This window comes from Mesorhizobium sp. M1227, assembly GCF_040318315.1.
In the GTDB taxonomy this organism is placed as follows: domain Bacteria; phylum Pseudomonadota; class Alphaproteobacteria; order Rhizobiales; family Rhizobiaceae; genus Mesorhizobium.
This window is the reverse complement of sequence record NZ_JAMYLZ010000001.1, coordinates 664,708-691,009: the sequence shown is the minus strand read 5'-3', so window position 1 is coordinate 691,009 and position 26,302 is coordinate 664,708. Positions and strand designations below refer to the sequence as shown.

Annotated in this window: 31 protein-coding genes, 2 tRNA genes and 1 pseudogene; 20 read left to right on the top strand and 14 right to left on the bottom strand. The window is 61.8% G+C overall.

Going from position 1 to position 26,302, the window contains the following annotated elements:
* Positions 1-27: 27 nt before the first annotated feature.
* Both NKH28_RS03210 and NKH28_RS03205 read right to left on the bottom strand, forming a co-directional pair.
* On the bottom strand, positions 28-804 hold the full coding sequence (locus tag NKH28_RS03210) for a DUF427 domain-containing protein (RefSeq protein ID WP_352977749.1): 777 nt from the start codon (positions 802-804) through the stop codon (positions 28-30).
* Between the two features lie 14 nt (positions 805-818).
* The gene (locus NKH28_RS03205) at positions 819-2,177 is read right to left on the bottom strand and encodes an LLM class flavin-dependent oxidoreductase (protein ID WP_352977747.1); all 1,359 of its coding nucleotides are present in this window, start codon (positions 2,175-2,177) and stop codon (positions 819-821) included.
* Between the two features lie 208 nt (positions 2,178-2,385).
* Here NKH28_RS03205 and NKH28_RS03200 point away from each other — a divergent pair, with 208 nt between their 5' ends.
* From NKH28_RS03200 to NKH28_RS03190, 3 genes are all read left to right on the top strand, one after another.
* Positions 2,386-4,188 carry a dipeptide ABC transporter ATP-binding protein gene (locus tag NKH28_RS03200; RefSeq protein ID WP_352774727.1) on the top strand — a complete coding sequence of 601 codons (1,803 nt, stop codon included), beginning with the start codon at positions 2,386-2,388 and terminating at the stop codon, positions 4,186-4,188.
* Between the two features lie 295 nt (positions 4,189-4,483).
* Positions 4,484-4,711 carry a hypothetical protein gene (locus tag NKH28_RS03195; RefSeq protein ID WP_352541336.1) on the top strand — a complete coding sequence of 76 codons (228 nt, stop codon included), beginning with the start codon at positions 4,484-4,486 and terminating at the stop codon, positions 4,709-4,711.
* Positions 4,712-4,777: 66 nt separating this feature from the next.
* A complete protein-coding gene (locus tag NKH28_RS03190) occupies positions 4,778-5,116 on the top strand; it encodes a BRA0787 family protein (RefSeq protein ID WP_352613946.1) in 339 nt (112 codons plus the stop codon).
* Positions 5,117-5,281: 165 nt separating this feature from the next.
* On the opposite strand, the gene NKH28_RS03185 is transcribed toward NKH28_RS03190, so the two are convergent.
* Positions 5,282-5,356: transfer RNA gene (locus NKH28_RS03185), tRNA-Thr, on the bottom strand.
* Positions 5,357-5,516: 160 nt separating this feature from the next.
* Here NKH28_RS03185 and NKH28_RS03180 point away from each other — a divergent pair.
* The 12 genes from NKH28_RS03180 to NKH28_RS03125 all read left to right on the top strand — a co-directional run bounded on the left by NKH28_RS03180 (position 5,517) and on the right by NKH28_RS03125 (position 13,248).
* Positions 5,517-5,723: a hypothetical protein gene (locus NKH28_RS03180; protein ID WP_352977745.1), complete on the top strand. Its 207-nt coding sequence runs from the start codon at positions 5,517-5,519 to the stop codon at positions 5,721-5,723.
* 157 nt (positions 5,724-5,880) lie between these two features.
* Positions 5,881-7,173 carry a UDP-N-acetylglucosamine 1-carboxyvinyltransferase gene (murA, locus tag NKH28_RS03175; protein ID WP_023677408.1) on the top strand — a complete coding sequence of 431 codons (1,293 nt, stop codon included), beginning with the start codon at positions 5,881-5,883 and terminating at the stop codon, positions 7,171-7,173.
* Positions 7,174-7,474: 301 nt separating this feature from the next.
* A complete protein-coding gene (locus tag NKH28_RS03170; RefSeq protein ID WP_352470153.1) occupies positions 7,475-7,909 on the top strand; it encodes a DUF2948 family protein in 435 nt (144 codons plus the stop codon).
* A 4-nt stretch (positions 7,910-7,913) separates the two neighbouring features.
* Positions 7,914-9,206 carry a histidinol dehydrogenase gene (gene hisD, locus NKH28_RS03165; protein ID WP_352977743.1) on the top strand — a complete coding sequence of 431 codons (1,293 nt, stop codon included), beginning with the start codon at positions 7,914-7,916 and terminating at the stop codon, positions 9,204-9,206.
* A 2-nt stretch (positions 9,207-9,208) separates the two neighbouring features.
* Complete coding sequence (locus tag NKH28_RS03160) at positions 9,209-9,694, top strand: UPF0262 family protein (RefSeq protein WP_352685306.1); 486 nt, start codon at positions 9,209-9,211, stop codon at positions 9,692-9,694.
* Positions 9,682-10,164 carry an arsenate-mycothiol transferase ArsC gene (locus tag NKH28_RS03155; RefSeq protein WP_502893829.1) on the top strand — a complete coding sequence of 161 codons (483 nt, stop codon included), beginning with the start codon at positions 9,682-9,684 and terminating at the stop codon, positions 10,162-10,164. Before NKH28_RS03160 ends, NKH28_RS03155 begins: the two co-directional genes overlap by 13 nt.
* An 89-nt stretch (positions 10,165-10,253) precedes the next feature.
* Positions 10,254-10,472: a translation initiation factor IF-1 gene (gene infA, locus NKH28_RS03150; protein ID WP_006200926.1), complete on the top strand. Its 219-nt coding sequence runs from the start codon at positions 10,254-10,256 to the stop codon at positions 10,470-10,472.
* 25 nt (positions 10,473-10,497) lie between these two features.
* Complete coding sequence (locus tag NKH28_RS03145) at positions 10,498-11,127, top strand: Maf-like protein (RefSeq protein WP_352470150.1); 630 nt, start codon at positions 10,498-10,500, stop codon at positions 11,125-11,127.
* On the top strand, positions 11,124-11,315 hold the full coding sequence (gene yacG / locus NKH28_RS03140) for a DNA gyrase inhibitor YacG (RefSeq protein WP_023677402.1): 192 nt from the start codon (positions 11,124-11,126) through the stop codon (positions 11,313-11,315). Before NKH28_RS03145 ends, yacG begins: the two co-directional genes overlap by 4 nt.
* A gap of 431 nt (positions 11,316-11,746) precedes the next feature.
* Positions 11,747-11,822: transfer RNA gene (locus NKH28_RS03135), tRNA-Phe, on the top strand.
* Between the two features lie 204 nt (positions 11,823-12,026).
* Entirely contained in the window at positions 12,027-12,296 is a 270-nt protein-coding gene (locus NKH28_RS03130; protein ID WP_352541331.1) for a hypothetical protein, read from the top strand.
* 175 nt (positions 12,297-12,471) lie between these two features.
* Complete coding sequence (locus NKH28_RS03125) at positions 12,472-13,248, top strand: hypothetical protein (protein WP_352977740.1); 777 nt, start codon at positions 12,472-12,474, stop codon at positions 13,246-13,248.
* A 311-nt stretch (positions 13,249-13,559) separates the two neighbouring features.
* Here the strand turns inward: NKH28_RS03125 and ggt (NKH28_RS03120) are convergent, their stop codons facing one another.
* The 8 genes from ggt (NKH28_RS03120) to NKH28_RS03085 form a co-directional block, all read right to left on the bottom strand.
* Entirely contained in the window at positions 13,560-15,152 is a 1,593-nt protein-coding gene (ggt, locus tag NKH28_RS03120) for a gamma-glutamyltransferase (protein WP_352501729.1), read from the bottom strand.
* Between the two features lie 21 nt (positions 15,153-15,173).
* Complete coding sequence (locus NKH28_RS03115; protein ID WP_352501748.1) at positions 15,174-15,893, bottom strand: ABC transporter permease; 720 nt, start codon at positions 15,891-15,893, stop codon at positions 15,174-15,176.
* Entirely contained in the window at positions 15,890-16,603 is a 714-nt protein-coding gene (locus NKH28_RS03110) for an ABC transporter permease (protein WP_352925214.1), read from the bottom strand. Before NKH28_RS03110 ends, NKH28_RS03115 begins: the two co-directional genes overlap by 4 nt.
* Positions 16,604-16,703: 100 nt before the next feature.
* Positions 16,704-17,549: a transporter substrate-binding domain-containing protein gene (locus NKH28_RS03105; RefSeq protein ID WP_352470146.1), complete on the bottom strand. Its 846-nt coding sequence runs from the start codon at positions 17,547-17,549 to the stop codon at positions 16,704-16,706.
* Between the two features lie 86 nt (positions 17,550-17,635).
* Positions 17,636-18,307 carry a GntR family transcriptional regulator gene (locus NKH28_RS03100; RefSeq protein ID WP_352470145.1) on the bottom strand — a complete coding sequence of 224 codons (672 nt, stop codon included), beginning with the start codon at positions 18,305-18,307 and terminating at the stop codon, positions 17,636-17,638.
* A gap of 511 nt (positions 18,308-18,818) precedes the next feature.
* The gene (locus NKH28_RS03095; protein ID WP_352541328.1) at positions 18,819-19,196 is read right to left on the bottom strand and encodes a VanZ family protein; all 378 of its coding nucleotides are present in this window, start codon (positions 19,194-19,196) and stop codon (positions 18,819-18,821) included.
* Positions 19,197-19,850: 654 nt separating this feature from the next.
* Positions 19,851-20,117: a DUF6894 family protein gene (locus tag NKH28_RS03090; protein WP_352501726.1), complete on the bottom strand. Its 267-nt coding sequence runs from the start codon at positions 20,115-20,117 to the stop codon at positions 19,851-19,853.
* 102 nt (positions 20,118-20,219) lie between these two features.
* On the bottom strand, positions 20,220-20,411 hold the full coding sequence (locus tag NKH28_RS03085) for a DUF3606 domain-containing protein (protein ID WP_023719459.1): 192 nt from the start codon (positions 20,409-20,411) through the stop codon (positions 20,220-20,222).
* A 422-nt stretch (positions 20,412-20,833) separates the two neighbouring features.
* On the opposite strand from NKH28_RS03085, the gene NKH28_RS03080 reads away from it, so the two are divergent.
* The 3 genes from NKH28_RS03080 to NKH28_RS03070 all read left to right on the top strand — a co-directional run bounded on the left by NKH28_RS03080 (position 20,834) and on the right by NKH28_RS03070 (position 22,181).
* Complete coding sequence (locus NKH28_RS03080) at positions 20,834-21,133, top strand: DUF1236 domain-containing protein (protein WP_352470142.1); 300 nt, start codon at positions 20,834-20,836, stop codon at positions 21,131-21,133.
* A gap of 78 nt (positions 21,134-21,211) precedes the next feature.
* The gene (locus NKH28_RS03075; RefSeq protein WP_352541327.1) at positions 21,212-21,658 is read left to right on the top strand and encodes a hypothetical protein; all 447 of its coding nucleotides are present in this window, start codon (positions 21,212-21,214) and stop codon (positions 21,656-21,658) included.
* Between the two features lie 181 nt (positions 21,659-21,839).
* A complete protein-coding gene (locus tag NKH28_RS03070) occupies positions 21,840-22,181 on the top strand; it encodes a hypothetical protein (protein WP_292663955.1) in 342 nt (113 codons plus the stop codon).
* 64 nt (positions 22,182-22,245) lie between these two features.
* Here NKH28_RS03070 and ggt (NKH28_RS03065) read toward each other — a convergent pair whose 3' ends face one another.
* Together ggt (NKH28_RS03065) and NKH28_RS03060 are read right to left on the bottom strand one after the other, a co-directional pair.
* Entirely contained in the window at positions 22,246-23,982 is a 1,737-nt protein-coding gene (gene ggt / locus NKH28_RS03065) for a gamma-glutamyltransferase (RefSeq protein WP_352541326.1), read from the bottom strand.
* A 388-nt stretch (positions 23,983-24,370) separates the two neighbouring features.
* Positions 24,371-24,511 (bottom strand): annotated as a pseudogene (locus tag NKH28_RS03060) (sugar isomerase); the annotation flags it as partial.
* Positions 24,512-24,537: 26 nt separating this feature from the next.
* Here NKH28_RS03060 and NKH28_RS03055 point away from each other — a divergent pair.
* The gene (locus tag NKH28_RS03055) at positions 24,538-24,672 is read left to right on the top strand and encodes a hypothetical protein (protein ID WP_352470139.1); all 135 of its coding nucleotides are present in this window, start codon (positions 24,538-24,540) and stop codon (positions 24,670-24,672) included.
* Positions 24,669-24,914, top strand: coding sequence for a hypothetical protein (locus NKH28_RS03050; RefSeq protein WP_352501723.1), 246 nt, complete (start codon positions 24,669-24,671; stop codon positions 24,912-24,914). Before NKH28_RS03055 ends, NKH28_RS03050 begins: the two co-directional genes overlap by 4 nt.
* Positions 24,915-24,981: 67 nt before the next feature.
* On the opposite strand, the gene rhaI is transcribed toward NKH28_RS03050, so the two are convergent.
* Positions 24,982-26,274: an L-rhamnose catabolism isomerase gene (gene rhaI, locus NKH28_RS03045; RefSeq protein ID WP_352470137.1), complete on the bottom strand. Its 1,293-nt coding sequence runs from the start codon at positions 26,272-26,274 to the stop codon at positions 24,982-24,984.
* Positions 26,275-26,302 lie beyond the last annotated feature (28 nt).

Genomic DNA, 26,302 nt, shown 5'->3' with positions numbered 1-26,302 from the left:
CCCTGCTTTGAAATGAAAATTGAAAACCTATGCGACGGGTTCGCCGTCGAGATGGATGCGGTCAACGGCCTGCGGATAGAAGGCGATGAGGCCTTTGATCTTCGGCATTTCGGCGATTGGTTCCCGGTAGCTCCAGGCGATGTCCGGGCGCACCGTTCCGTCGCTCAGCAGCCCCGACCAGTAGGAGGCGATGCCCTTGTAGGGACATCGCGTCGTTGTAACGGACGCCGTCAGCCGCTCCAGTCGGATGTCTTCCGCCGGCAGATAGAAACGCGTCGGCAGATGCGTCTCGAACAAAAGCACCGGGCGGTGACTGTCGGCGATCGGCTCGCCGTCGAACCAGACCTGCACATGGCTCGTGCTTTGCAGCACATCAATGCGCGCATAAGGGTCTCGCGCATGGACGAAGACCTCTTCGTCCTCCTCGAACCATTGGTCGACGGCCTTCCAGGTGAAGGCGATCCGCCCGGCCAGGGACGCCAGCGCTTCGTCCGGCGGCGAGATGAACGCCCACGCCGCGTTGGCACTCCGCCTGTCGCCGCTGTCGATATCCCAATAGGCCGTCTCGCCACCGACTGGATGCGGTTCGCGATGCAGCGAGGGCTTCAGCACCGACGGATCTACCGCTGACGCCGGGAAGAAATAGATCGGCAGGAAATGGTTGGAGCGCAGCACCAGCACGTTGCGGCTGTCGGCGATGGTGCGGCCGCCGAATTTGACGCGCACACGCTTGGGACTGTGCAGGACATTGACGAGCTGCGGCGCGGTGGCTTCGCGAGGCTGCAATCTTGGCGCGACGGTCATGATCGTTCTCCCGGTCAGGACACGGCGCGTGCGTTGTCGCGCTGCTCGGCGAAGCGGTTTGCCGGCCGCGCCAGACCGAAGCGGTCGCGCAGCGTTCCCGGCGCGTATTCGGTCGGGAACACGCCGCGGCGCTGCAGCTCCGGCACCACCTGCTCGGCGAAATTCACCCAGTCCTCGGGCAGCAGCGGGAACATCAGGTTGAAGCCGTCGGCGGCGCCTGAAACGAACCAGTCCTGCAACTGGTCGGCGATCTGTTTGGGCGTGCCGGCGACGGTCGGCACCGAACCGCTGTTGGCGAGCTTGCGGGCGATGTCGCGTAGGCTGAGATTCTGCTTCGACCATTCCTTGACCCGGTTGAGCGATGTCCGTCCGCCATTGAAGGTGCTCTCGTCCGGCAGCGGCGGCAGCGGCCCGTCTGGCGGATAGACGGAGAGATCGATGCCGCTCCAGCTGGACAGAAGGTCGATGCCGACCTGATCGGGCAGCAGGGTTTGGAGGTATTCCTGCTTTTCGCGGCCTTCCGCCTCGGAAGCGGCGACAATCGGCAGGATGCCCGGCAGGATCTTGAAGCTCTCCGGCCGCCTGCCGTGGCGGGCAAGCCGCTCGTTGATATCCTGGCGATATTTGATTCCATCCTCCTTGGTGCTGTAGACGGCGAAGTGGGCATCGGCCTGGGCGGCGGCGAAGTTCTTGCCGTCCTCGGACGAGCCTGCCTGGACGATCAGCGGGTGGCCCTGCGGCGGCCGCGAGACGTTGAGCGGCCCGCGCACCTTGAAGTGCTTGCCCTTGTGATCGATGGGGTGGACCTTGTCGGGATCGGCGAAATAGCCCGTCTCCTTGTCGATCAGCAGCGCCTCGTCTTCCCAGCTGTCCCAAAGCGCCTTGACGATATCGAGGAATTCGGCCGCGCGCTCATAGCGGAACGCATGTTCTGTGTTGCCGTCGCGGCCGAAATTGCGCGCCTCCTCGTCCATGGCCGATGTGACGACGTTCCACGACGCCCTGCCCTTGCTGATATGGTCGAGCGAGGCGAACATGCGCGCAACATTGTAGGGCTCGCTGTACGAACTCGACGCCGTGGTGATCAGGCCGATGTGTTTGGTCACGCCGGCCAGTGCCGACAGCAGCGTCAACGGCTCAAGGCGGGCATTGGCGTAGTGGGCGACACCGCTCTTGACCGAATCCCAGATCGAAACGTGGTCGGCGACGAAGATGGTGTCGATCCTGGCCCGCTCGGCCGCCTGCACGAGATCACGGTAGAACTCGAAGTCCAGCACCTCCCGGCCCGGCGCCCGCGGATGGCGCCACGACATCCGATGATCGCCCTGCGGGTTGAAGAAAAATGCGCTGAGGATCATGTGGTCTCGAGCCATGCCAGTCTCCTTCCAGATCTGCCCTGGAGCCAAATCTGCTCCGGAGATTGTCGCGCTGCTTCGGCAAGCGGCGACAATCGCTCTTGAGCCATGAAAGTTAGATTGCGCTCCGGCTTAATTCTAGTAATTTTATAGAGATAAAGCATTGCAAAAGTGGAAGCGATTGCCCTCGATCGCGACGCTGGAAGAAAGTGGTTTCAAGCTCCCAATGTCCTCCTCGGTTCTGAACGTCGACCAGCTTTCCATCGCCTATGACGGGCGCAATGGATCGCATCCCGCCGTCAGTGGCGTCTCCCTGCGCATAGGCGAAGGCGAAGCACTCGGCCTTGTTGGCGAGTCCGGATCGGGGAAAAGCTCGGTGGCGCTCGCCATCCTGCGCTATCTGCCGAAGAATGCCCGCATCGCGGCGTCAGCGCTGGAGTTCCAGGGCCGCGAAATCCGCGACCTCTCCGCCGAGCAGTTGCGCCAACTCAGGGGAAATCATATCGCCGCCGTCTACCAGCACCCGGGCGCGGCCCTCAACCCAAGCATGACGATCGGCCGCCAGATCACCGAGACGATCATGCGGCATCGCCCGGTGCGCCATGACGAGGCGCGCGAGCGGGCTTGCGAACTGCTCGGGTGCGTTCGGGTGAGCCATCCGGAGCGGGTGCTGGGGCTCTATCCACACGAACTCTCCGGCGGCATGCAGCAGCGCGCCAACATCGCCATCGCGATTGCGCTCGACCCGTCGCTGCTGGTGCTGGACGAGCCGACGACGGCGCTCGACGCCAGCGTCCAGTCCGAGATCATCGCTATCCTCTCCGGCCTGCGCAAGGACCACAAAACCAGCATTCTGCTGATCAGCCACGACATCAACATGATCCGCCGCTCCTGCGACCGGGTGGCGGTGATGCAGTCGGGAACCGTGGTCGAAAGCGGCGCCGCCGGCGATGTCTTCGACAACCCCTCTCACGCCTATACGAAGGCGCTGATCGCCTCGATCCCGGCGCTCAACTACACGAAGCGGAATGGAAGACTGGCGGAGACGGACGGCCTGCCATCGCACTCGGCGGTCCAGAATGAAGATGCCGGCGAGCGCAAAGAACGCCGAATCGCGATCGCCTGTAAAGGCATCAGCCATGCCTTCGGCAGCCAACCGGTGCTCAGCAATGTCGATCTCGATATCGGCCACGGCGAGACCTTCGGGCTGATCGGCGAGTCCGGTTCCGGCAAGTCGACCCTGGCAAGGATCGTCACCGGCCTACAGATGCCAGACGCCGGATCGGTCGAACTGTTCGGCAGGAAGGTCGCACCGCGCGTCGAGAAGAGAAGTCTTGGCGAACGCCGCGATGTGCAGATGGTTTTCCAGTCGCCGGATCGCACGCTCAATCCGCGTAAGCGAATCGGCAGGATCCTCGGCCGCCCGCTGCGCCGGCTCGCCGGCCTGCGCAGCAGTGAGATAAAGGCCCGCGTCAGCGATTTGCTGCAATCGGTTCGCCTTGCCGGCGCCACAGCCGAGCAGAAGTCGCGATCACTATCCGGCGGCCAGCGGCAACGGGCGGCCATCGCACGGGCCTTCGCCGGCGTGCCGCAGGTCGTCGTGCTCGACGAACCCACTTCGGCGCTCGACGTTTCCGTCCAGGCAACTGTTCTCAACCTGCTCAACGACCTGCAGCGCGACAAGGACACGACCTATCTGTTCATCAGCCACGATCTCAGGGTCGTGCGCTACATGGCCGACAGGATCGGCGTGCTGTACCGCGGCCGCCTGGTCGAAACCGGCTCATCCGACCAGATTTTTCACGGACCCAATCATCCCTATACGAAACTGCTGCTGGCGGCGTCTTCAGACGATGCAGCGCCGAAGATCATCTCTCAGGCCGACATCGCGGCGGGCCCGAGCCAGGGATGCGCCTTCGCCGGCCGTTGCTCGCTCGCTGTTGCCGATTGCTGGAAAGCCGAACCGCCCCTCAGCCAAGCTGGCGACGAGCACCTGATCGCATGTTGGCGGCTCGACCAAGGTTCATGAAGGACGGATCATCATTCTGAAGATCCGTCGCGCTCGCGAGGAAGGCGCGATGGAGCTGATCCCCGTCGCAAAGTGCCAAGAGACCGGGAGCTGCGGCCGTTCGAGGCGCGGATAGCAGGAAGCTTGGCGATCAAGCATCCACCGTAGTCACAGGCAAGCTCGCATGGTATTTCGTCTGAGGCTCGCTCCTTACAAGCCAATGTCTACAAGTTTGATAGACATTTGCTAAGAAGCCGGTCATACTGCCCGCTTCAAGTGCCTGACTTTTCGCCGTCCATGTTCGCAGGATCAGGAGATGACGATGACGCAGACATTTCTGGAAGCCGTTCCGGGCTGTATCAGGATCGTGATCGGCGCCCTTTTCCCGCCCATGGAGCGTTCACGTTATGCGCCGGATCAGGCGCAGGCGGACGACGCTTCTGACTCCGAGGCGAAATTTCGCCGCTCAGGACGGGATGAAGCCTTCTATTGGGGCATCGGCACTTGCGGCTATTGGGTAGGCGCCCGTCGCATCCGGCCATAGACCAATCATCGAAATGCGGGGTTACCTGGCAGCATTGGCTGGCTGCCGCGATCCAGGAGGAGACCGATGACCACACGCCTTTTACCCGCACTGCATGAGGGCCATGCTCCGATTCATTTGCACGGAGCCTTCGACGATGCCTTGGAAGCTTACCAAACCTGGATTCCGGGAACGGACGAGCCGCACGTGGAATTTGAGGACCAGATGGTGCCGATCAGTTCGGTCTTCGGCCGCATGCGGACCTGCACCGATATTCTTCCTTGGCGCATCGAGGGCGATGTCCTAGAGGTTGTCGGCAATGCACTGGTTTTCGGCGGCGAAAAGGCGATCACTTACGCCGATGCCGCTCTGGTCCTTCGCGCTTTGTGCGTGAAGCGGCTCCGGAGCGGCGACGTCGGCAACTAACAGGCGACGCTGCATAGGTTCCCGTCAAAGCCGGAGGAGCCGGGCACAAGGCAGCTCGGCTCCGTATCATTCAGCCGGTATGCGTCGCGATCTGCCCTGATAGCCTCTATTTGCTCAGTCGGTCATGCGCGGCGATGGCCATAGCTCTGCATGGTGCGGATAGACTGGTGCTGCGAGAGAGGATTGAACTCTCGACCTCTCCCTTACCAAGGGAGTGCTCTACCACTGAGCTACCGCAGCCGCCGATGGCGGGGCTTCTGCCATATCGAACCGGCAAGCGCAAGGCCAAGACAAAGACGGGTTGAAAGGCCGCACCGGGCGATCGTTGCGGACATGGCCGTGCCACAATGTTGGCTATCCCTTTATATGCACCGGCGGGTCGCCGGCCGGGGGCAGAACGATGAACGGCAAGACAGTTTCTCCGAACAAGGATGGATCACCGAAGAAGGATGGTTCAGCGAAAAAGGCCGGAACGGGCAGCAAGGACCGGCTGGCCGAGCAGTTGCGCGCCAACCTGCAGAAGCGCAAGGCGCAATCGCGCTCACGAAGAGCCGGCGACGCCGACAAGCGGCCAGAGGGGCTGCAAGCGGTGATGAAAAAAGATTAACGCGAATCGGCTATGTTGGTCGCCGGTACTTTGGCCAAGTCGGCGTGGGCCAAAGTGGGGAGTAGCCTGTTTCTTGAACCAAGCCGGCCAATGGTCTAGATGGCCGCAACAGACTCAACCGATTTAAACCGGCCTTGGCGCCGAGGGGACGCTCTTCATGGATCGCATCAGAATTGTCGGCGGCAACAAGCTTGCCGGAAGCATTCCGATCTCGGGCGCGAAAAACGCTGCGCTGCCGCTGATGATCGCCGCGCTTTTGACCGATGACACGCTGACGCTGGAAAACGTGCCGCATCTGGCCGATGTCGAGCAGTTGATCCGCATCCTCGGCAATCACGGCGTCGACTATTCGGTCAATGGCCGCCGCGAAAAGCAGCAGGAAGGCTATTCGCGCACCATCACTTTCTCGGCCCGCAACATCGTCGACACGACGGCGCCTTACGAGCTGGTGTCGAAGATGCGGGCGTCGTTCTGGGTGATCGGACCGCTGCTGGCCCGCATGGGCGAAGCCAAGGTGTCGCTGCCCGGCGGCTGCGCCATCGGCACGCGGCCGGTCGACCTCTTCCTCGAAGGCCTGCAGGCGCTGGGCGCCGATATCGACGTCGACACCGGCTACGTCATCGCCAAGACCAGGAACGGCCGGCTTGTCGGCAACCGTTATGTGTTCCCGAAAGTTTCGGTCGGCGCCACCCATGTGCTGATGATGGCGGCCTCGCTGGCCAAGGGCGAGACGGTGCTCGAAAACGCCGCGCGCGAGCCGGAGATCGTCAACCTCGCCGAATGCCTCAACGCCATGGGCGCGAAGATCTCGGGCGCCGGCACGGCGACCATCACCATCGACGGCGTCGAGGCACTGTCGGGTGCTCGCGTCAGGGTGATCCCCGACCGCATCGAGACCGGCACCTATGCGATGGCGGTGGCGATGACCGGCGGCGACGTCGTGCTGGAAGGCGCGCGGCCCGACCTGTTGCAGACGGCGCTCGACATCATTTCGCAGACCGGCGCCGAGATCACGCAGACTAATTCCGGCATCCGCGTCAGGCGCAACGGCGCCGGCATTTCGCCGGTCGATGTGACGACGGCGCCCTTCCCGGCGTTCCCGACCGATCTTCAGGCGCAGTTCATGGGCCTGATGACGATGGCCAAGGGCAAGTCGCGCATCACCGAGACGATCTTCGAAAACCGCTTCATGCACGTCCAGGAACTCGCCCGGCTCGGCGCCCACATCACGCTGTCCGGCCAGACGGCGATCGTCGACGGCGTAGCGAAGCTGAAGGGCGCGCCAGTCATGGCGACCGATCTTCGGGCCTCGGTGTCGCTGGTCATTGCCGGCCTTGCTGCCGAAGGCGAAACCACGGTCAACCGCGTCTACCATCTCGACCGCGGCTTCGAGCGGCTGGAGGAAAAGCTGTCTGGCTGCGGCGCGGAAATCGAGCGCATTTCGGGGTGACCATAGCAGGCTCAGGTCGGCGCTGCCCCTCATCTGCCTGCCGGCATCTTCTCGCCGTATAGGGACGGGGAGAAGGGACGCCTCGCGAAGGATTTCGCCAATCTCCGGCGTTGCGGAGAGGGTGCCGAGGTTGCGGCCAGCCCCTACACCCGTCCCTATACGGGGAGAAGGTCCTGGCAGGAGGATGAGGGGCAGCGCCGACCGGGGCGATTGCCTGGCCAAGACCTCCGGCGCGGTTGCACGAGCCGGAAAGACCGCCTAACAGAAGGTCGAATAATCAACTCGCAGGTGCGAATTCCGCATGAATGGCCTCAAGCTTGTCGCGCTCGACGATCAGGATCTGAGCATCATCTCGGCGCATGTCCAGGATGCTGTCATGAAGGTCAGCGATCTCGAATACCTGCCTTCTGTAAAGCGCTTCGTGCTGACCATGAACCGCTTCGTCTGGGAGGCGAAATCCGGCTTCTTCCGCCAGCACAATGAGCGGCGGCAGGCCGTGCTGCATTTCGACCGGGTGCTCGGCGCCAAGACCAGCGGCATTGCCCGCGACAAGCCGGACGAGGTGCTGTCGCTGCTGGCGATCAGCTTTCTCGCGCTCGACAAACCGGCCGGCATCGTCGAGCTGATCTTTTCGGGCGGCGGCGCGATCATGCTCGATGTCGAATGCATCGAGGCGCGGCTTGCCGATGTCGGCGGCGCCTGGGAAGCGACGTCGCGCCCGGTCCACAGGGTCTGATGTAATGGCTATCACGCTTCGCCAGTCCGACGCCGATTTCGAGCAGCGCTTTGCCGCGTTCCTGCTGACCAAGCGGGAAGTCTCGGCCGATGTCGACGCCGTGGTGCGCGAGATCATCGCCAAGGTGCGCGCCGAGGGCGACGCGGCGCTGGTCGGGTACACGCAGAAATTCGGCGGCGGCGACCTGGCCAGGCTCGGCATCGCCGTCTCCAGGGACGACATTGCCAAGGCTTACGAGGCCGCCGATCCGCAGACGGTCGAGGCGCTGAAATTCGCGCGCGAGCGCATCCGCTCCCACCACCAGCGGCAGCTGCCGCAGGACGACCGCTACACCGATGCCGCCGGCGTCGAGCTCGGCTCGCGCTGGACGGCAATCGAGGCCGTCGGGCTCTACGTGCCGGGCGGCACGGCGAGCTATCCGAGCTCGGTGCTGATGAACGCGGTACCGGCCAAGGTCGCCGGCGTCGAGCGCATCGCCATGGTGGTGCCGGCCTCCGGCGGCGAGGTGCCGCCGCTGGTGCTTGTGGCAGCCGATCTTGCCGGTGTCTCCGAAATCTACCGCGTTGGTGGCGCCCAGGCGATCGCGGCCCTTGCCTATGGTACCGAAACGATAAAGCCCATCGCCAAGATCGTCGGTCCCGGCAATGCCTATGTCGCGGCGGCCAAGCGCCAGGTGTTCGGCACGGTCGGCATCGACATGATCGCCGGGCCGTCGGAAGTGCTGGTTGTCGCCGACGGCAGCAACGATCCGGACTGGATCGCCGCCGACCTACTCGCCCAGGCCGAACACGATGTGTCGGCGCAGTCGATCTTGATCACCGACGACCGTGCCTTTGGCGCAGCGGTCGAACAGGCGGTGGAGCGGCAGTTGCAGAACCTGCCGCGCGGAGAAACGGCGGCGGCGAGCTGGCGCGATTTCGGCGCCGTCATCCTGGTGCCGACGATCGAGGCAGCACTGCCGCTGGTCGACCGCATCGCGGCCGAACATGTCGAGCTTGCCATCGACGACCCAGAGGCGTTCCTGGCGCGGATGCGCAATGCCGGTGCGGTGTTTCTCGGCCGCCACACGCCGGAAGCCATCGGCGACTATGTCGCCGGCTCCAATCACGTGCTGCCGACGGCGCGCTCGGCGCGCTTTTCGTCCGGGCTTTCGGTGCTCGATTTCGTCAAGCGCACTTCGATCCTGAAGCTCGGGCCGGAGCAGTTGCGGGCACTGGCGCCGGCGGCGATCACGCTCGCCAAGGCGGAAGGCCTCGATGCGCATGGACGCTCCGTCGCCATCCGGCTGAACATGTAGAAATGTCCGACTACGACCAAACCCGCGCCAGGCTGATCGATGTCGAGCTCGACGAGACGATCGGCCGCTCGACGCCCGATGTCGAGCATGAGCGGGCGGTGGCGATCTTCGACCTGATCGAGGAGAACCGCTTCCAGCCGGTCAATGACGACGGCGCCGGGCCATACCGGCTGAAACTGTCGCTGGCCGAGTCCCGGCTGGTGTTCGCGGTGACGCGCGAGGACGGCGCAGCCGTGGTCACCCACATCCTGTCGCTGACGCCGCTTCGGCGCATCGTCAAGGACTACTTCATGATCTGCGAAAGCTATTACGATGCCATCCGCACCGCGACGCCAAGCCATATCGAGGCGATAGACATGGGCCGGCGCGGCCTGCACAATGAAGGCTCGCAGAGGCTGATGGACCGGCTTGCCGGCAAGATCGAGATTGACTTCGACACGGCGCGCCGGCTGTTCACGCTGGTTTGCGTGCTGCACTGGCGAGGCTGAAACTGGCCGCCCCGCTGCCCCGCCAGATCCTGCCCCGCTCGATCCTGTTTGTCTGCGGCATGAACGCCGTGCGCTCGCCGATGGCCGAATTGCTGGCGCGCAAGGTGCTCCCGCCTACCACCTTCGTCGCCTCGGCGGGAGTGCGCGGCGGCGAACGCGATCCGTTCGTCGATGCCGTGCTGGCCGAAGAAGGGCTGTCGCTCGGCGAACGGCACCCGAGAACGATGGATGACCTCGAGGACGATTATTTCGACCTGATCGTCACGCTGGCGCCGGAAGCCCACCACATCGCGCTCGAACTCACCCGCTCGCTGGCCGTCGAGGTCGAATATTGGCCGATGCCCGACCCGACCGGCGTCAGCGGCACGCGCGAGCAGATCATGGCCGCCTACCGCGACGTGCGCGAGCGGCTGAAGGCGCGGATCGGCCGCCGTTTCCTCGGCAACGGGGCTGAAAACGCCGCGGATTAAGCATGTTCACAAGCGGGCGTTTATCATATAGGTTCCGCGCAACTTTCCGGCCGGGGCGCTGGAAGTACCCATCCAAGCAAAGGTATCGAATGCCGAAGGAAGAAGTCCTCGAGTTTCCGGGTGTCGTGACGGAACTGCTGCCCAACGCGATGTTCAGGGTCAAGCTCGAAAACGAACATGAAATCATCGCCCATACGGCCGGCCGCATGCGCAAGAACCGCATCCGCGTTTTGACCGGCGACAAGGTCCTGGTCGAGATGACGCCCTACGACCTGACCAAGGGCCGCATCACCTACCGCTTCAAGTAAGTTCAAGGACCCGGCCGGGATCGCGATGGGCATTTTGCAGAAGCTCGTGCTTGCCTCGGGTTCGCCACGCCGGATCGAGCTGCTGCAGCAGGCCGGCATCGAGCCGGACCGTGTGCTGCCGGCTGATGTCGACGAGACGCCGCTGCGCGCCGAGCACCCGCGCTCGCTGGCCAAGCGCCTGGCGACGCAGAAGGCCGAGAAAGCGCTGGCCTCGCTGAAAACCGAGACGGACTACGCGCCGAGCTTCGTGCTGGCGGCCGACACGGTGGTGGCCGTCGGGCGACGCATCCTGCCCAAGGCCGAGACGCTCGACGACGCCGCCAACTGCCTTGGGCTTTTGTCCGGCCGTTCGCACCGCGTCTATTCCGGCATCTGCCTGATCACACCTGGCGGCAAGCAGCGCTTGCGGCTGGTCGAGACCAGGGTGCGCTTCAAGCGGCTGCCGCGCGAGGAGATCGAGGCCTACATCGCGTCGGGAGAATGGCGCGGCAAGGCCGGCGGCTATGGCGTCCAGGGGCTTGCCGGCGCCTTCGTCGTCAAGCTTGTCGGCTCCTACACCAACGTCGTCGGCCTGCCACTCTACGAGACGGTAGCGCTTTTGAGCGGCGAAGGGTTTAAGGTGCACGCCAACTGGCTGTCGGGTGCGCGGATATGAGCCCGGACGACAAGGTCACGCCGTTGCGGCCCAAGCGGCCCTGCCCCGAATGCGGCAAGCCATCGGCGCGCGAAACCTACCCGTTCTGCTCGACGCGCTGCAAGGACATCGACCTCAACCGCTGGCTGAAGGGGGTCTACGTCATCCCGGGCCGCGACGACGAGGATGAGAACGACGACCAGAAATAGCACCGTCCACCTGCGGTTTTCCACAGGCTTGGGACGGTTTCGCAGCCGCGATCGTGACTAATGATCGGCCTTGCGGACTGCCTGTCGTTTCCCGCCTGCGATCAATGTCCAGAACCTGTTCCATCCCGGCACTGTCGGACGGAACAGGTTCTGGCGTTTTGTCTGAGCATGATCTTTTCCGAAAACCGGATTCCACTTTTCGGGATCATGCTTTTTGTCTGAGCATGATCTTTGCCGAAAACCGGATTCCACTTTTCGGGATCATGCTTTTTATCTGAGCATGATCTTTTTCCGAAAACCGGATTCCACTTTCGGGATCATGCTCTAAGCGCTGGACAGTCCGGATTCCCGTGCTATAACCCACGCGCTTTCAAGGGGTGCCGACGGCGCTTTCATGAACCCGGTGTGCAGATTGCCGCCCACCGGAGCAGGCCCAGATAGCTCAGTTGGTAGAGCAGCGGACTGAAAATCCGCGTGTCGGTGGTTCGAATCCGCCTCTGGGCACCATCACTTTCCTGTATGAATTCAAGCTGTTGGTGATGACTGGAGCCACGACGGAACCAGTTTCCATGTCGCGCCATGTTGCAACTGGGTTCCCTTGATTTCCAAGCGTTTCCTGCGACTATCGGCAGGTCCGCGCGACATGAAGCGCGATATAGCCTTTGGGGGCGAGGCATGGCTAAATGGGTGCTATCCATAGGAAAGCGCGTCATGAAGACGGCTGTCGCTGTGATAGCGCCCCTGGCTTTATCAGGCTGTGACGGTGTATTCGGCAGCCGCACGCAGGAGACCCACTGCTTCTCTGTTATCCCTGGCAATGGAAACCAGCCCTATGCATCCGTGATGCTCGACAATTGCACAGGCCGCACTTGGCTTCTGGTCAAGAGCCGTATGAGCAATAAGCCTGAAGACGGATACACCTACCAATGGTTTAACGTCGAGCGCTACGACACCCTCCACCCATCCTTGGTTGGTGGGTAAGCGCGAAGGGGGCGGCGAAGCTTGTCATTTCGCCGTGCCTCCCGTTACATTCGTTCGGCACAATGAGCCTCATGAGACACAGTTCGGTGACGATGACCGCTGACGTCTATGGCCACCTGTTCCCTCGTGGCGATGACGCCGAGGAAATGGCCGCCGCTGAAAGAGCATTTTTGGCATGAACCGTTTCACCATCGATTTCGACGCCGATACCTGGATGATGCCCCTGAGAAAGGAACTAGGAGACCTTCTGCCTAACGACATCGAGGCGGTCCTACGGAGTGCTGCGCCGAAATTCGTAGAAGATGCTCGAGATATCCTATACCGCGCTTCATCCGATCCCGAGACCCTCATTGATAGATCGATCGATTGGGTCAAAGGGAGTGACGTATTAGCGTTCCACGGAACGCGCCTCACGGACATTGAAGCCAATAAGTTGTGGCAATCAGGCCTTCGGGCGCTAGACATTCAAGACCGGATCGACTGGATTTTTCGAACAGTCCCGGATCTCGCAGATGCATTGGCGCAACATGAGGCCATTAAACTAGCTCACAGCCACAGTATGGGGAATCGTGGCGGTCAGGTTCATCTTGCCATCTCCAGGCAATTTACCCAGCTCGGCTACGACTATCATCGTGAAGGGTCAGAATTTGACCGGCGCCTCCTCCAATTCGCTGGCTTGGATCACCTTCTGCCACAGCTAACACAACGTGGCCGGTCATGGCTTGTGAGCATCCGACTGTCGGGAGGCCAAGCGTTGGATGGTATGCATCCCTTCTTTCCTATCGAATACACCCGAGAAAACGACCGATATCCGAACTTGGTGAGGGAACTATTGGAAGAGTTGGCCTGGCAGATGCACCGCCCTGGCAGTCCTCGACGGCCGATTGACTCATGCTTCATGTTACGGGCATCGCTACCTGGATCTTCGGTCGAAGCAGTCGAGCCGATTTGATTGAAGTCAAATCATCGAGCGCGACATCAACATGGGACGCTGAAAGCCTTGGGATGCAAGGGGTCTGTTCGGACTGAAAATCCGCGTGTCGGTGGTTCGAATCCTGTCGGGTGCGCCAAATCTCAAATGTACGGCTCGGAGACATGGGTAACAGTTTGTACCTAAGACATGGGTGACAACCTCGCGCCGATCGGATTGTCGATGGCGTGCAAGAATTATCGGGACCATGGCGCCAGCGGCTCCTGCTCGCCGGCCAAATGTCGATGGAGAGCATCTTCGGCATCTTGCATCCCGCTCTGGCCATAACCGCTCTACAGACCGAGGGCGCAGCCGTCCTTGCGCGGTTCAGAACCGCCCAGCAGGGTCCCGTTTGCCCAATCGATGCGAATGGCCTGCGCACCGCCGATCGGGTCCGTGGCGGGAATGATTTCGAAACCGCGTCGGCTAAGTTCAGCTACGGTTTCGCCAGCGAGCCCGTGTTCGGCCTGGACGTTCATGGTGCCGCTGACGGGGGCGACCCGCGGCAGATCAATCGCCTCCTGCAGATCCATCCCGAAATCGAGCACCTTCGTCAGCAGGTGCGCGTGGCCCATTGCCTGGTAGTAGCCGCCCATAACGCCGAAAGGCATTTCGGCCCGGCCGTCTCTCGCAAGCATCCCGGGTATGATGGTATGCAAAGGTCGCTTGTTCGGCGCCACTGCATTGGGGTGCCTGGGGTCAAGCGAAAAGCTTTGCCCGCGATTGTGCAAGACGACACCGGAGCGTGGCGAGACCAGGCCCGAGCCAAAGCTGTCGAAGACCGAGTTAATGAAACTGACCGCATTGCGGTCCTTATCGACAACGGAAATATAGACCGTGTCGCTGTGCAGCGGCATATCGAACGCCGGCAGGTCCGCGCGGGCGCGCTTTAGGTCAATCATGCCGGCCAGACGATCGGCCCAGGCATTCGACAACATGTCGGCCACCGGGACCTCGGAAGTGTCGGGATCGGCGACGAGCAGGTCACGCGCGGCGTAAGCGAGGCGTGTTGCTTCGATTTCCAGGTGAAGCCGGTCCGCGGATTGCGGGTCGCCGTGCGCTTCGAAGCGCGAGAGGATGTTTAGAATGAGCAGCGCGATCACACCCTGGCCATTCGGCGGACATTCGAACACATCGCAGCCTCGGAACGCCGTGCTGATCGGGGTCACGTATTCGCCTGTTGCCGAGGCGAAATCTTCGAGTGTGTGCAATCCGCCGAGCCCACGAAGATAGGCGACCATGTCGTCGGCCACAGGGCCAGTGTAGAAGGCCTCTCGTCCCTTCTTGGCGATCAGCCGCAGCGTTGCAGCCAACTCAGGCTGGCGATGCACTTCGCCAACACGTGGCGCGCGGCCGTTTGGCAGGAAAATCCGTTTCGCGGCTACATCGGAGGCCAGAAGTTCTTCTTCCAACGCCCAGTCACGATGGACCCGCGGTGAAATGGCGTAGCCTTCCTCGGCGAAACGTATAGCGGGGGCCAGGATTTGATCGAAGGGCATATGTCCATGATCAGCGTGCAATCTGGTCCAGGCATCGATGGCTCCCGGGATGGTGACGGAGCCGGGAGAATTGCGGGCCACCTCGGCCATGCCACGTTCGAGGAACCAGTCAATTGTCAGGGCGGCGGGTGTCCTGCCCGATCCGTTGTAGGCGATGACCTCGCCGGATCCGTTTCGCGACAGAAGAGCGAAGCAGTCGCCTCCAATGCCGGTCGAGGCTGGCTCGACGACACATTGCACCGCGCAGGCTGCGATGGCGGCATCCATGGCGTTGCCGCCGGCCGCCATGATCTCGACCGCCGTCAGGGTCGCCGACGGATGAGAGGTGGCGGCCATGGCCTCGCGTGAAACGACGACCGAGCGCGTTGGTTTCTCAAAATTTCGCATGCTATGCCCTTCTGATCGTGCTCAAGAGGCGGCGTCGCTCATCGTCGAGGGGCGGTGCCGCAGATGCCGCGACATCCAGTATTCGAGTGCCGCCAAGGCACGGATGATCGCGAAGTTCAAAGCGAGATAAATGGCGCCCGCGCAGATGAAGACTTCAAAGGCGCGGTAGGTCTGGGAGATCAATCCCTGGGCAATTCCAGTCACCTCCATCAAGGTCACGATGGAAGCCAGAGACGTGCCCTTGATCATCAGGATGATTTCATTGCCGTAACTCGGCAGCGCCTGGCGAAAGGCCAGCGGCAGGATAACGTGCCGATAGGTCAAACAGGTGGACAGGCCGACAGACCGCGCCGCCTCGACAAGGCCGCGTGGCACCGATTGAATCGCGCCGCGGAGGATTTCGCTGCCATAGGCGGTGGTGTTGAGTGTCAGCGCGATGATTGCGCACCAGTAGGGTTCGCGGAAAACGGCCCATAATCCAATTGCCGACAGTTGGTGCCGGAATTGACCAAGGCCATAATAGGTCAGAAAAATCTGCACCAGCAGAGGCGTGCCCCTGAACACGGCAACGAAGCCACGGATCGGCAAGACGACGAAGGGCGATTCCGATTGCTGGGCAAGCGCCAATGTGACGGCAAGAATGAAGCCGGCAACGATGGAAGTCAGGGCCAGTTCCATCGTGAGCGGCAGGCCGGCGAGTAGCTTCGGCAGGATCTCGAGGAAAAAACTGAAATCTATCATGCCGACCGGACGCGCCACGGCGCCTTCCGTTCCAGACGGTAAAAGGCGTGGCCCGTGACGGAAGCGATAGCCAGATAGAGCAAGGCTGCAGCAATGTAGAAAATGAACGGTTCACGGGTCGAACCTGCAGCGATCTGCGCCTGGCGCATCAGTTCAACGAGGCCGATTACCGATATCAGCGACGAGTCCTTCAGAACCAACTGCCACACATTGCCGAGACCTGGCAGCGCGTATCTCAGGAGCTGGGGAAAAATAACCTGTCGCAGCCGCTGCAGCCGGTTGAGACCAAGCGCGCAAGCGGCATCGTGCTGTCCCTGGTCGATGGCGACGTAAGCCCCTCGATAGACCTCGGCTTGATAGGCGCCCGAGATGATCGCGATAGCCAAGGTTCCGGTGGCAAAGGCCGGAACGCCGACGAATCCGGACCCGCCCAGGCTATGACCAAGCGAGGTCAGGGCGACGCTACCTCCATAGTAAAGCAGATAAATGGTCAGAAGGTCGGGCACGCCCCTGAAAACCGTGCAATAGCCAAGGGCCAAGAACCTCAATATTTTGGAGTTGCGGAGACGCCCGGCCGCTGCCAGCCCGCCAAATACAGCGCCAAGCGCAAAGCCCAGCATAGACAGGAGCACTGTGACCGAGGCCGCCATGAGAAGAGCAGCCCCCCAACCTCCGTGCTGGAAACCAAGCAGCCGGAATGCGTCAACCATTGATACCCCCGGCATTGATACCCCCGGCATTGATGCCCCCGGCAGGACGAACGGCTCAGCTCCGGAACGTGGTCAGGAATGGCCGTTCGCCGGCAAGCGCTTACTTGACTGGAGTAACGTCGCTCTTGAGCCATTTAAGCGACAGGGTTTTGATCGTGCCGTCGGCGGTCGCGGCGTCGATGGCGCCGTTGAGCATGTCTTTCAGCTTGGTGTCCTCTTTGCGGATGCCGGCCCCGGAGCCAAGACCGAAGAGACCCCCGACAAATCCTGGTCCTGCAAGCGTATAGTCGCTGAACTCCGGCTTGCTCAGCGTGGCGGCCAGCGCTGTCTGTTGCGCGAAGAGCGCGTCGATGCGACCCGCGGCAAGATCGAGATCGTGTTGCTCGGTGGTCTTGTATTCGCGAATCTCGGCGACGTCCGAGAAGTATTTTTTCAGGAATTCCAGGTTCGCCGTTGCAGCCTGAACTCCAATGATCTTTCCCTTCAGCAATGGCTTGAGCTTGTCGATTGCCGCCTGCGAAGTGGCTTCATTGTCCAGCTTGAACCGCTCGTTGGAAATGCCGAGCTTGCCCAGTTCGCTATCCTTGGCGACCGCGAAACCTGAGGGGTCAACCGCATATGGCTGGGTAAAATCAATGACCTTCAGACGTTTTTCAGTGATGAACATGCTCGCCATGATCACGTCGAACTTGCCGACGGTCAGCGCGGGGATCATGCCGTCCCAGTCCTGTGCGACGATCTTGCACTCGATCTTCATTCGCCCGCACAGATCGTTGGCGAGATCGACTTCGAAGCCGTCCAGCTTGCCGTCGGCTGTTGTGAAATTCCAGGGCGCGTAGGCTCCTTCGGTGGCAATAGTAATTGCCTTTGGTGTTTCTTGTGCAACGGCGGCCTGGACCAGGCCGAACAGGACCGACGCAATGGCTGCGATGCGGCTAATTTTCATGTCATTCTCCTCTTTTTTGCCGGTACGGCAGTTCCCTTTCGTCGTGCCGGATTATCTTCCGGCTTCAACGAGTTAGATGGTATTCCCTAGCGGCGGCCGGGACTTGCGAAGTTGGCCAGAAGCGGCGCTGTCTCGACGATATGATCCCGCATGACGATCTCAGCCTTGCCGGCGTCACCTGACCGCAGCACGTCGATCAGGATCTCGTGCTCGGCACGCGCGCTGGCGGGCTTGTCGACATAGTCGAACCAGATGCGCAGGTAGGGTTCGATCACGACGTGCAGGCTGGCAATCTGCCGGACGAGTTTGGGTCGGTTGCTCAGTTGGCAAATCTGCAAATGGAAGGCCTGATGGCGCACGACCCAGTCGCTGCTGCCGGTCTGGCTGGCGCGCTCCATGCGGTCCAGCTGGCGTTCCAGTTCTTCAAGCACTTCGGCATCGATGTGCGGCATGGCAAGCCTCACCGCCAGCCCTTCGAGCACCGAGCGTATTTCAAAGGTTTCGTAGATCTCATCGAGGGTAAGCCCGGCGACGATGCAGCCACGGTTCGGGCGAATGACCACAAGACCTTCCGCGGCCAGTTGGCGGAATGCTTCGCGAACCGGCATGCGGCTCATGCCGATTTCCGTCGCGATCTCTTCCGGGATCAGCCGGTCCCCGGCCCGGTAACGCCCCATCCTCAGGGCCCGCTGAATGTGGCGATAAGCCTCCTCCTCGGCGGTCGTGATGCCCAACGGCTCGATTGCGTCAGCTGCCATGTCCCTGGTCCGATCAGAGCGTATCTGTGTATCCACTTATCCAGTTATCGAAACCTGTGTCAAGCACCGATGCTTGGGCGCTTTAGAATTTCTCTTGTGAGAATAAGCACTTGGCAGGGGAAATCGGGCTAAGCACACCGTGATCGGCTACGCCGCTGATCGGCCTACTTTTCAACGTCCGGCAAAAGGCCCGCCGCTCCATTTGCGAAGCGGCGAGGCCCCATATTCGGGGACGATTGCCGGGATTTCCCGGCATTGCCTGCAGTGCAATTCAGGTGCCAGATTTGTTGATCCAAAACGGGTCACCGCACCGGAGGCGCCAACGCGGACCTTCCGCGATCACGCTACTGCCGCGCTTTGCCGTTCCTGCTATGTTACTTTGCGGCGGACGTAATTTTTCCGCCTGGCCGGCGCCCCATCAGGCAACTTACCCCAACGCGCCCCCCAGTGGCGCCGGCCAATTTCCCCTTATTGGGGCACGGGCGCGCCGATTCCGTTATGCGCTTTCGAGCTATGGCAATCCGCCGGCGAGCCGCCTTGTCCAGCTTGCAACCATCAGTCCGCACGCGATTCCCGCGCAGTCGGCGACCCAGTCGAATAGATCCGGGTCGCGCCCTATCAGTCGCACGGCCTGAAGCCCCTCGATCGCTGCGCCCGTGAGAACGAGGAGTACGATCAGCTTCGCCTTGCGTTCCGGCCAGCCGAAACTTCCGAGAGCCGCCAGGACGACGAAGGCGGCGGCGTGATTGAGCTTGTCGTGATCAGACGTGAAAGCCAGGCCAAGGCCCCGCAGGAGTTGCTCCGGCAAAAGGGCGAACAGCAGAACGCCGGCAAACGCGGCCGGAAAAGCAACCCTTGCCACGATCTGATAAGAATCCAGGCGCGACAAGGGTAGAATAGCCTTTCATCCGAAATCTGCAGGGAGCATCGGCCGCCATAGTCGCGAGCGAGCGCGGTGTCCAATTTCCGCCGTCGGGGCGTCCGATGCATCGTCAGAATGAATGAATGCCGCGGTTCAGCCGCTGGGCAGGCCGAACTGCTGGGGAGGGCTCTGCAATGGTGCGGCTTCCGCGATCACGCAATTACCTGCTGCGCCGGCGCGGCTACAATCTGGCTGCGGCGGACCTGATTTCCGCTTGGCCGGCGCTGCGTCAGGGCACCTTACCCCATGCCACACGAAGCGGCGCCGGCCAGAATTCCATCGATTGCGTGATGACCGACCCGCGTCAAAAAAGCCCGCCGCCCTGTCGGACGACGGGCTCCGTTGCCTGGGCGCCAGGGCGCCGCGGTAGCGACAGATGTTACTAATGCTCCCGCAGGCCTCCAATATGCTGCTCCCGAACGGCGTTGCGCATCGGCTAAACAAACGAAGCCCGCGCCTCTGGCGGAGGGCGCGGGCCGATCGGGTTGCACCCGATCTGCAGCAGAAACCTGGGAGGTTCCCGCTGCTTAAGATAACAATTAGAGATTTCTAATGTTCCGCGCCAGGGGAAGTTGCCGCTGCATCAGAAATCTGATGGTCGGCGCGATGATGATCGAGCCGTCAGTTCGTGCGCAAGTCGATCCGGAAAATCCGCTCGTCGAAGTGCCGCGTTTCAACGGCAAAGGTCAAAGCCACTTCAAGGACCAGACCGCCACGGTCGTCCCGGACCTTGACTGCAATCCTGCGATGAGGAAGGCCATCCCTGGCCATCTCGGCCAATGTGCGAAGGGCTTCTTTCCTGACCAGCGGGAGATCGTCATATAACGTTCCCTGATCGTCGGAATAGACAATTCCGTCTTCATCGGAATCGAAGAAGTAGCGGGGCATTGCGCTTGGCCGAAGCGGCGGCATCCGGGCACGTTGTCGATAGCTGGCCGGATCTCGGCCGATCGCGATCAGTGCCTTTCCACCGTTGGCTTCGCCGCCAGCTCACTTGCGCTCGCGCAATGCCTTCACCGCCTGCGAGAGGATCATCCGGTCGCCGCCGGTCCTTTTGATCAGCTTGCTCACCTGGCTGGGCGAAACACCATTTTCCCGCGCGAAATATTCGACCTCATAATATTCATCCGCCGAAACGCGATTGCGGTCGCTGAAGTCTCGCTTGCTCTTGTCATCGGCCATTTCCGCTCTCCTCGCCCCTTCTCTTCGCTTCAGGGGGTCAACTTTGGTGCACGCAGCAATTTGAGGGTTCGCCCGCCACAAAGTGACGCGCGAACCCTTATCGGCGCAGGAAGGGACAGTGCTGCGCAGATGCCGGGTTCGATCGGAATGGAAACAGCCAGGACCGGTGCGAGCAACCGTCGACCTTTTCCATGGAATCCTCCCGGAACGTGCAGCCAGCAACGGCTAGGTGCCGCCACGGTTCCGGGTCACGCGGCAAACCCACCCTTTGCGCGCAAGGATCAGACTTAGGTCCTGCGGCAACACGTCGGTTGGTCCCTGCCGGGCGGGACCGAAGCCCCGTCGACGGAACGTTTTCAGCTGCCTTCCGTTCGAGTGAGCCTTGGCGTGAAGAGCGGACCGAGTTCGCAAAGGAGACGACCATGAGAATGCATCTTTCCACCGCGGTGGCGGGATTTTTGCTGCTGGCAGGCATCGGCGCCGCTGCGGCGCAAGACGTTGTCATCGAACCGCAGCAGGAAACGATCATCAAGGAGTATGTGAAAAAGCAGCCGCTGGCCTCGGTGAAAATCCCTGGGGTGGAGCTCAATATCGGCTCGACGCTCCCCGATACCGTCGAGCTTCATGAAGTCCCCAACGTCAAATACCGCTATGTCGTCGTCGACAACCGCACCGTCGTCGTCGACCCAGGCACGCGCAAGATCGTCAAGATCATCGAGTGACGTGAAAGCTCGGGCAGTCGTCGCTCAGCAGGAACCCGCCGCACCGTCGAGGGCCGGGGGGCCTCACAGGCAGTTTCAATGCGAACAATCAGCAGACTTTTTGATTCCCATGACCAGGCGGCGCGAGCCGTCGAAGCACTTCAGGCGGCAGGAATTGCGCGCCACCAGATCAGTATCATCGGACCCTACGACGACGAAATCGGCGCCGTCTTGCGCGGTCCAGGCACCGGTGCCGCCCTTGGCGCGGCGGGTTTGTTGGCCGGCCTCGGCGCCTTCGATATCCCCGGCATCGATCCCCTCGGCGCGGGATGGCTGGCATCGGCCCTCGTCGGTGCAGCCTTGGGCTGCGTTGCCGGCAGACTTTTCGGCGCATTGTCCGATATCGGCAAGCAGCCAGGCAAGCCAGATGCCGCACAAGGTGTGATCCTGGTGCTGGCGCATGTCGATGAAAGGCAGGCAGACAGCGCACAGGCGGTGCTTGGGGCTTCCGTTCAGGCAACGCAGTCTTTGGCCAGGGCGGCATGAAGGTTCAGCTCGGGCAAGGCGCTTGACCAGGCCGCGCAGCGGGGCGGCGATCCAAGCGCGAATTCAAAAATTTCTGGCAAGCCGCCGCCAGAAAGTGTTGAACACCGTGCCGATCACATTCGGCGAGCGGTTGCGCTCGGCGAGGCTTGATGATTTGCTGTCGGTTTGCGGAGAACGAATAATGCATGAGCCTGTCGGTCAAGACGAATATGGGTCGACCAGCCCGTTCGATCCGGACGATCTGTCGAGGTTGAACGCAATCGGCCCGAGCGCCGGCAGCAACGATTTCGAGAAATACGCAGTCGCCGTGATCATCGTGTTCGGCGCCCTGATCATCGGTGGCCTGATGGCTGCCGGCTTGAGCTTCGGGCGCCGCAGCACCTTCTTTTTCGCGCTTGGTGGCGCCACCGCGGCATGGATATCCGGCAATGCGCTTCTGCTCGACCGGCCACGCATCTACGCCCTGTTCGTCGGCATCGCGGCGCTGATGCTGATAGCGTCCACGATCGCGCTGGTCACCTGATTCAGAGCGAAATCTTATTGTTGACCATGATCTTATCCGAAAAACCGATTCCCACTTTTGGGGTCTAATACCCGATAGCCTTGCCGGCTGCGGCGCGGCTGTCGATGGCGCCATTGTAGCGGGCGCCGCCACCCTTCTCGATTTCCGCCAGGCTCTTGCCACCGACCAGGATGCCGGCCGCCTGGCCCCAGGTCGTGTCGGCAAGATCGAGGCGGTAGCCCATGCCGGTAAGCAGCTTTTCGGTATCGGGCGACAGGCCGAAAGGTTCGATATAGACCGTGTCGGGCAACCATTGGTGATGGATGCGCGGCGCGTCGATGGCCTCCTGGATGTTCATACCGTGGTCGACGACGTTGACGATCGCCTCCAGCGTGATGGTGATGATGCGTGAACCGCCGGGGCTGCCGATGACCATGAACGGCTTGCCGTCTTTGGCGAGGATGGTCGGGCTCATCGAGGACAGCGGCGTCTTTTTCGGCGCGATCGCATTCGCCTCGCCCTGGACCAGGCCATAGAGATTGGGCACGCCGGGTTTCTGGGTGAAATCGTCCATCTCGTTGTTGAGCAGGATGCCGGTGCCGGCGGCGACAACGCCGGCGCCGAAAGAGCCGTTCAGCGTGTAGGTTACCGCGACGGCATTGCCATCATTGTCGATGATCGAAAAATGCGTCGTCTCGTTGCTCTCGCCAAAGCCCTTCGGCATCAATTCCTGCGAGACGCCGGCCCGGAACGGATCGATCTTTTCGCGAATTTCCCTGGCGTAATTCTTGTCGAGCAGTTTTGCGACCGGATTGTCGATGAAGCCGGGATCGCCGAGCGCCGAATTGCGGTCGACATAGGCGTGGCGCATCGCCTCGACCATGACGTGAACCGTCTCGGCCGAACCGGCGCCGAGATAGGACAACGGATAGAACTCAAGCACGTTGAGGATCTCGCAGATGATGACGCCGCCGGAGCTCGGCGGCGGCGAGGAAATGATCTCGTAGCCGCGATAATTGCAGGTCACCGGCTTGAGCTCGCGCACCGCATAGCTTTCGAAATCAGCCCTGGCCAGAATGCCGCCCTTCTCCCCACTCGCCTTGACGATGGCGTCGGCGGTCGCGCCTTTGTAGAAGGCATCCGCCCCGCGTTCGGAAATGGCGGCCAGCGAAGCCGCGAGATCGGGCTGAACAAGACGCTCGCCGACAGCATAGGGCTTGCCGTCCGGCTTGAGGAAAATGGCCGCCGCCGCTGGGTCCCTTGCCAACCGCTCCGCGCCGCCCTGGAGCGAGGCCGCATCGCCCTGCTCCAGCACGAAGCCTTCCTTGGCAAAGCGGATGGCCGGCGCCAGCAAGTCCTGCCGCGACAGCGTGCCGTATTTCTCCCGCGCCATCTCGAAACCAGCGACCGAGCCCGGCACGCCGACCGCCAGATAGCCGTCGAGACTGGCGCCTTTTACCGGCTTGCCGTCCTTGTCGAGATACATGGTTTTGGTCGCGGCCAGCGGCGCGCGCTCGCGAAAATCGAGGAAGGTCGAGCGGCCGTCCTTGAAGCGGATGGTCATGAAGCCGCCACCGCCGATATTGCCGGCGGTCGGGTAGACCACGGCCAGCGCATAGCCGACGGCGACCGCGGCATCGACCGCGTTGCCGCCCCTCTTCAGCACCTCGACGCCGACCTCAGACGCAAGATGCTGGGCGGTCACCACCATGCCGTGCTCGCCCTTCGCCGGCTGCGGCGAGGCGGCATAGGCGAGGAAGGGTACGAAGGTCAGGGTGAGGGAAAGGCTTACGGCGATCAGCGTTCGGCGGGTGTTGTGCATGGCCGTGCTCCGAGGCGTGGGGTAGGCCTAGGAAACGCGCTTGGAGCGGTTGAGTCTACTGCGAAGATCGAAAGAATCGGGAGGGTTCGCACGCCTGTGCCGGTTCGCCTCGCAACCGCCGTTGCAATCTTCGGCGACTGCAACGGCATGGATCCTAGGGTCTCCGCTACGTCGCTTCGCTCCTGCTCCGCCCTAGGATCCATGCCGTAACTGCTGAGCGCCGCAGCGTTGGTAGCAAGGCCACGCTTCATCGCGGCTCTCAGAATTTTTCAGTTACACAGCAACTTTGTTCTTGCTTTGTGCCGGCAGCTATGCTACTAATTTGAATATGGTGCTAATTGGCTCCAACGACCCGCCCTTCGTGGCGGGTTTTCATTTTCAGCCAATATCAAACAATCCCGCCGCCGACGCTCGCCACCGCCGGCCGTTCGGCTGCGACCTTCGCCCGGTAGCCGGCGGCGCGGTAGGCGGCGACCGGATCGATGGCGCCGCCGGTCTTCAGCCGCGCCATGGCAAGGATAGGCCGCAGCCACTGAGCATGGTACAGGCGCAAGCATGGCTGATCCGAAGCAATCCCAGATCCACAACTTCAAGGACGTAGCCCGCGGGCCTGAACGCGACGACGAGAAGCCCTTGGGCGAGCGGCTCAAGAAGCTGGTGAAGTACAAGCCGACAGAGAATTTGACGTGACCGACGAGCAGTTGGTTTTGGTAGCGATCCCATCGCTTGTGGCGGTTCTGCTCAATCGCGAACAGCAAAAGGGCTCGCCTTTGACTGAGGACGAAGTCGTGGCGATCAGGGACAGCGCCGCATGCATGGCGATGCCATACGACGTCGCCGCGCAGGTGGCGAAGAAGCGCGGCTATGATGACATCAGGCTTGAGAATGCTTGGGAAGACTGGAATGCGATCCGCCCAAGCCTGGGCTTATAAACGCAACAATCGCGATTGATTCGCACCGACGACCCGCCTTAGGCGGGTTTTCGTTTTTCAGCCAATATCAAACAATCCCACCGCCGACGCTCGCCACCGCCGGCCGTTCGGCTGCGACCTTCGCCCGGTAGCCCGCGGCGCGGTAGGCGGCGACCGGATCGATGGCGCCGCCGGTCTTCAGCCGCGCCATGGCAAGGATAGGCTCGACGTCGGTGCGATAGGCTGTCTTCAGCGTCTGCGTCGCCATCAGCGCGTCATTGGCGTCCTGGAAGCCTTCGAGCGCCTTGCGGTCGACCAGCAGCGCCTGGGCATAGGCGCGCTGCACCTCGACCGCCGACAACATCAGGCTTTCTATCGGATCGGTGACGTTATGGCTCTGGTCGAGCATGTGGGCCGGATCGAAACCTTCGGCACCGGCAAGCTCGGCATCGACCAGTTCATTGAAGACGAGGAACAGCCGGTAGGGATCGATCGAGCCGGCGTCGAGATCGTCGTCGCCATATTTCGAATCGTTGAAATGGAAGCCGCCAAGTTTCTTGAACTGGATCAGTCGCGACACGATCATCTCGATGTTGACGTTGGGGGCGTGATGGCCAAGGTCGACCAGACAGAACGCCTTGTCGCCAAGCTCGTTGGCGATGATGTAGTTGGTGCCCCAATCCTGCACGACGGTCGAATAGAAGGCCGGCTCGTACATCTTGTGCTCGGTGAACAGTTTCCAGCCGTCCGGCAGTCCGGCATAGATCTCCTTCATCGCGTCGAGATAGCGCTCGAATGCCTTGGCGAAATTGACCTGGCCGGGAAAGTTCGAGCCGTCACCGATCCATACCGTCAGCGCTTTGGAGCCCAGCGTCCTGCCGATCTCGATGCATTCGAGGTTGTGCTCGACCGCCTGCCGGCGTGTCGCTGCATCGGCATGCGACAGCGAGCCGAATTTATAGGAAAGTTTTTGGTCCCTGGCGTCGGAGAAGGTGTTGGAGTTGATGGCGTCGAAGCCGAGGCCGAAGCGGGATGCCGCCTGCTTCAGCCGGTTCGGATCGGCCTTGTCCCAGGGAATATGCAGCGAGACGGTCGGCGTCGCCTGCGTCAATTGCCGGATGACGGCGCAGTCCTCGATCTTGTCGAAAATGTCACGCGGCTCTCCGGCGCCGGGAAAGCGGGCAAAGCGGGTGCCGCCGGTGCCGACGCCCCAGGACGGGATGGCGACGGCGAATTTCTCGACCTTGTCGCGGATGGCATCGATGGCGATGCCGCGGCGGTCGAGGCGCTCGCCGAGGGACTCGTAGTCGCGCTTGAGATTGGCGTTGCGCGCGGCATTATCTTTCTCGACAACATCGGCGGAGATGATGGTTTCGGACACTAAAGTTTCCTCCCAAATGCGTTCGGTT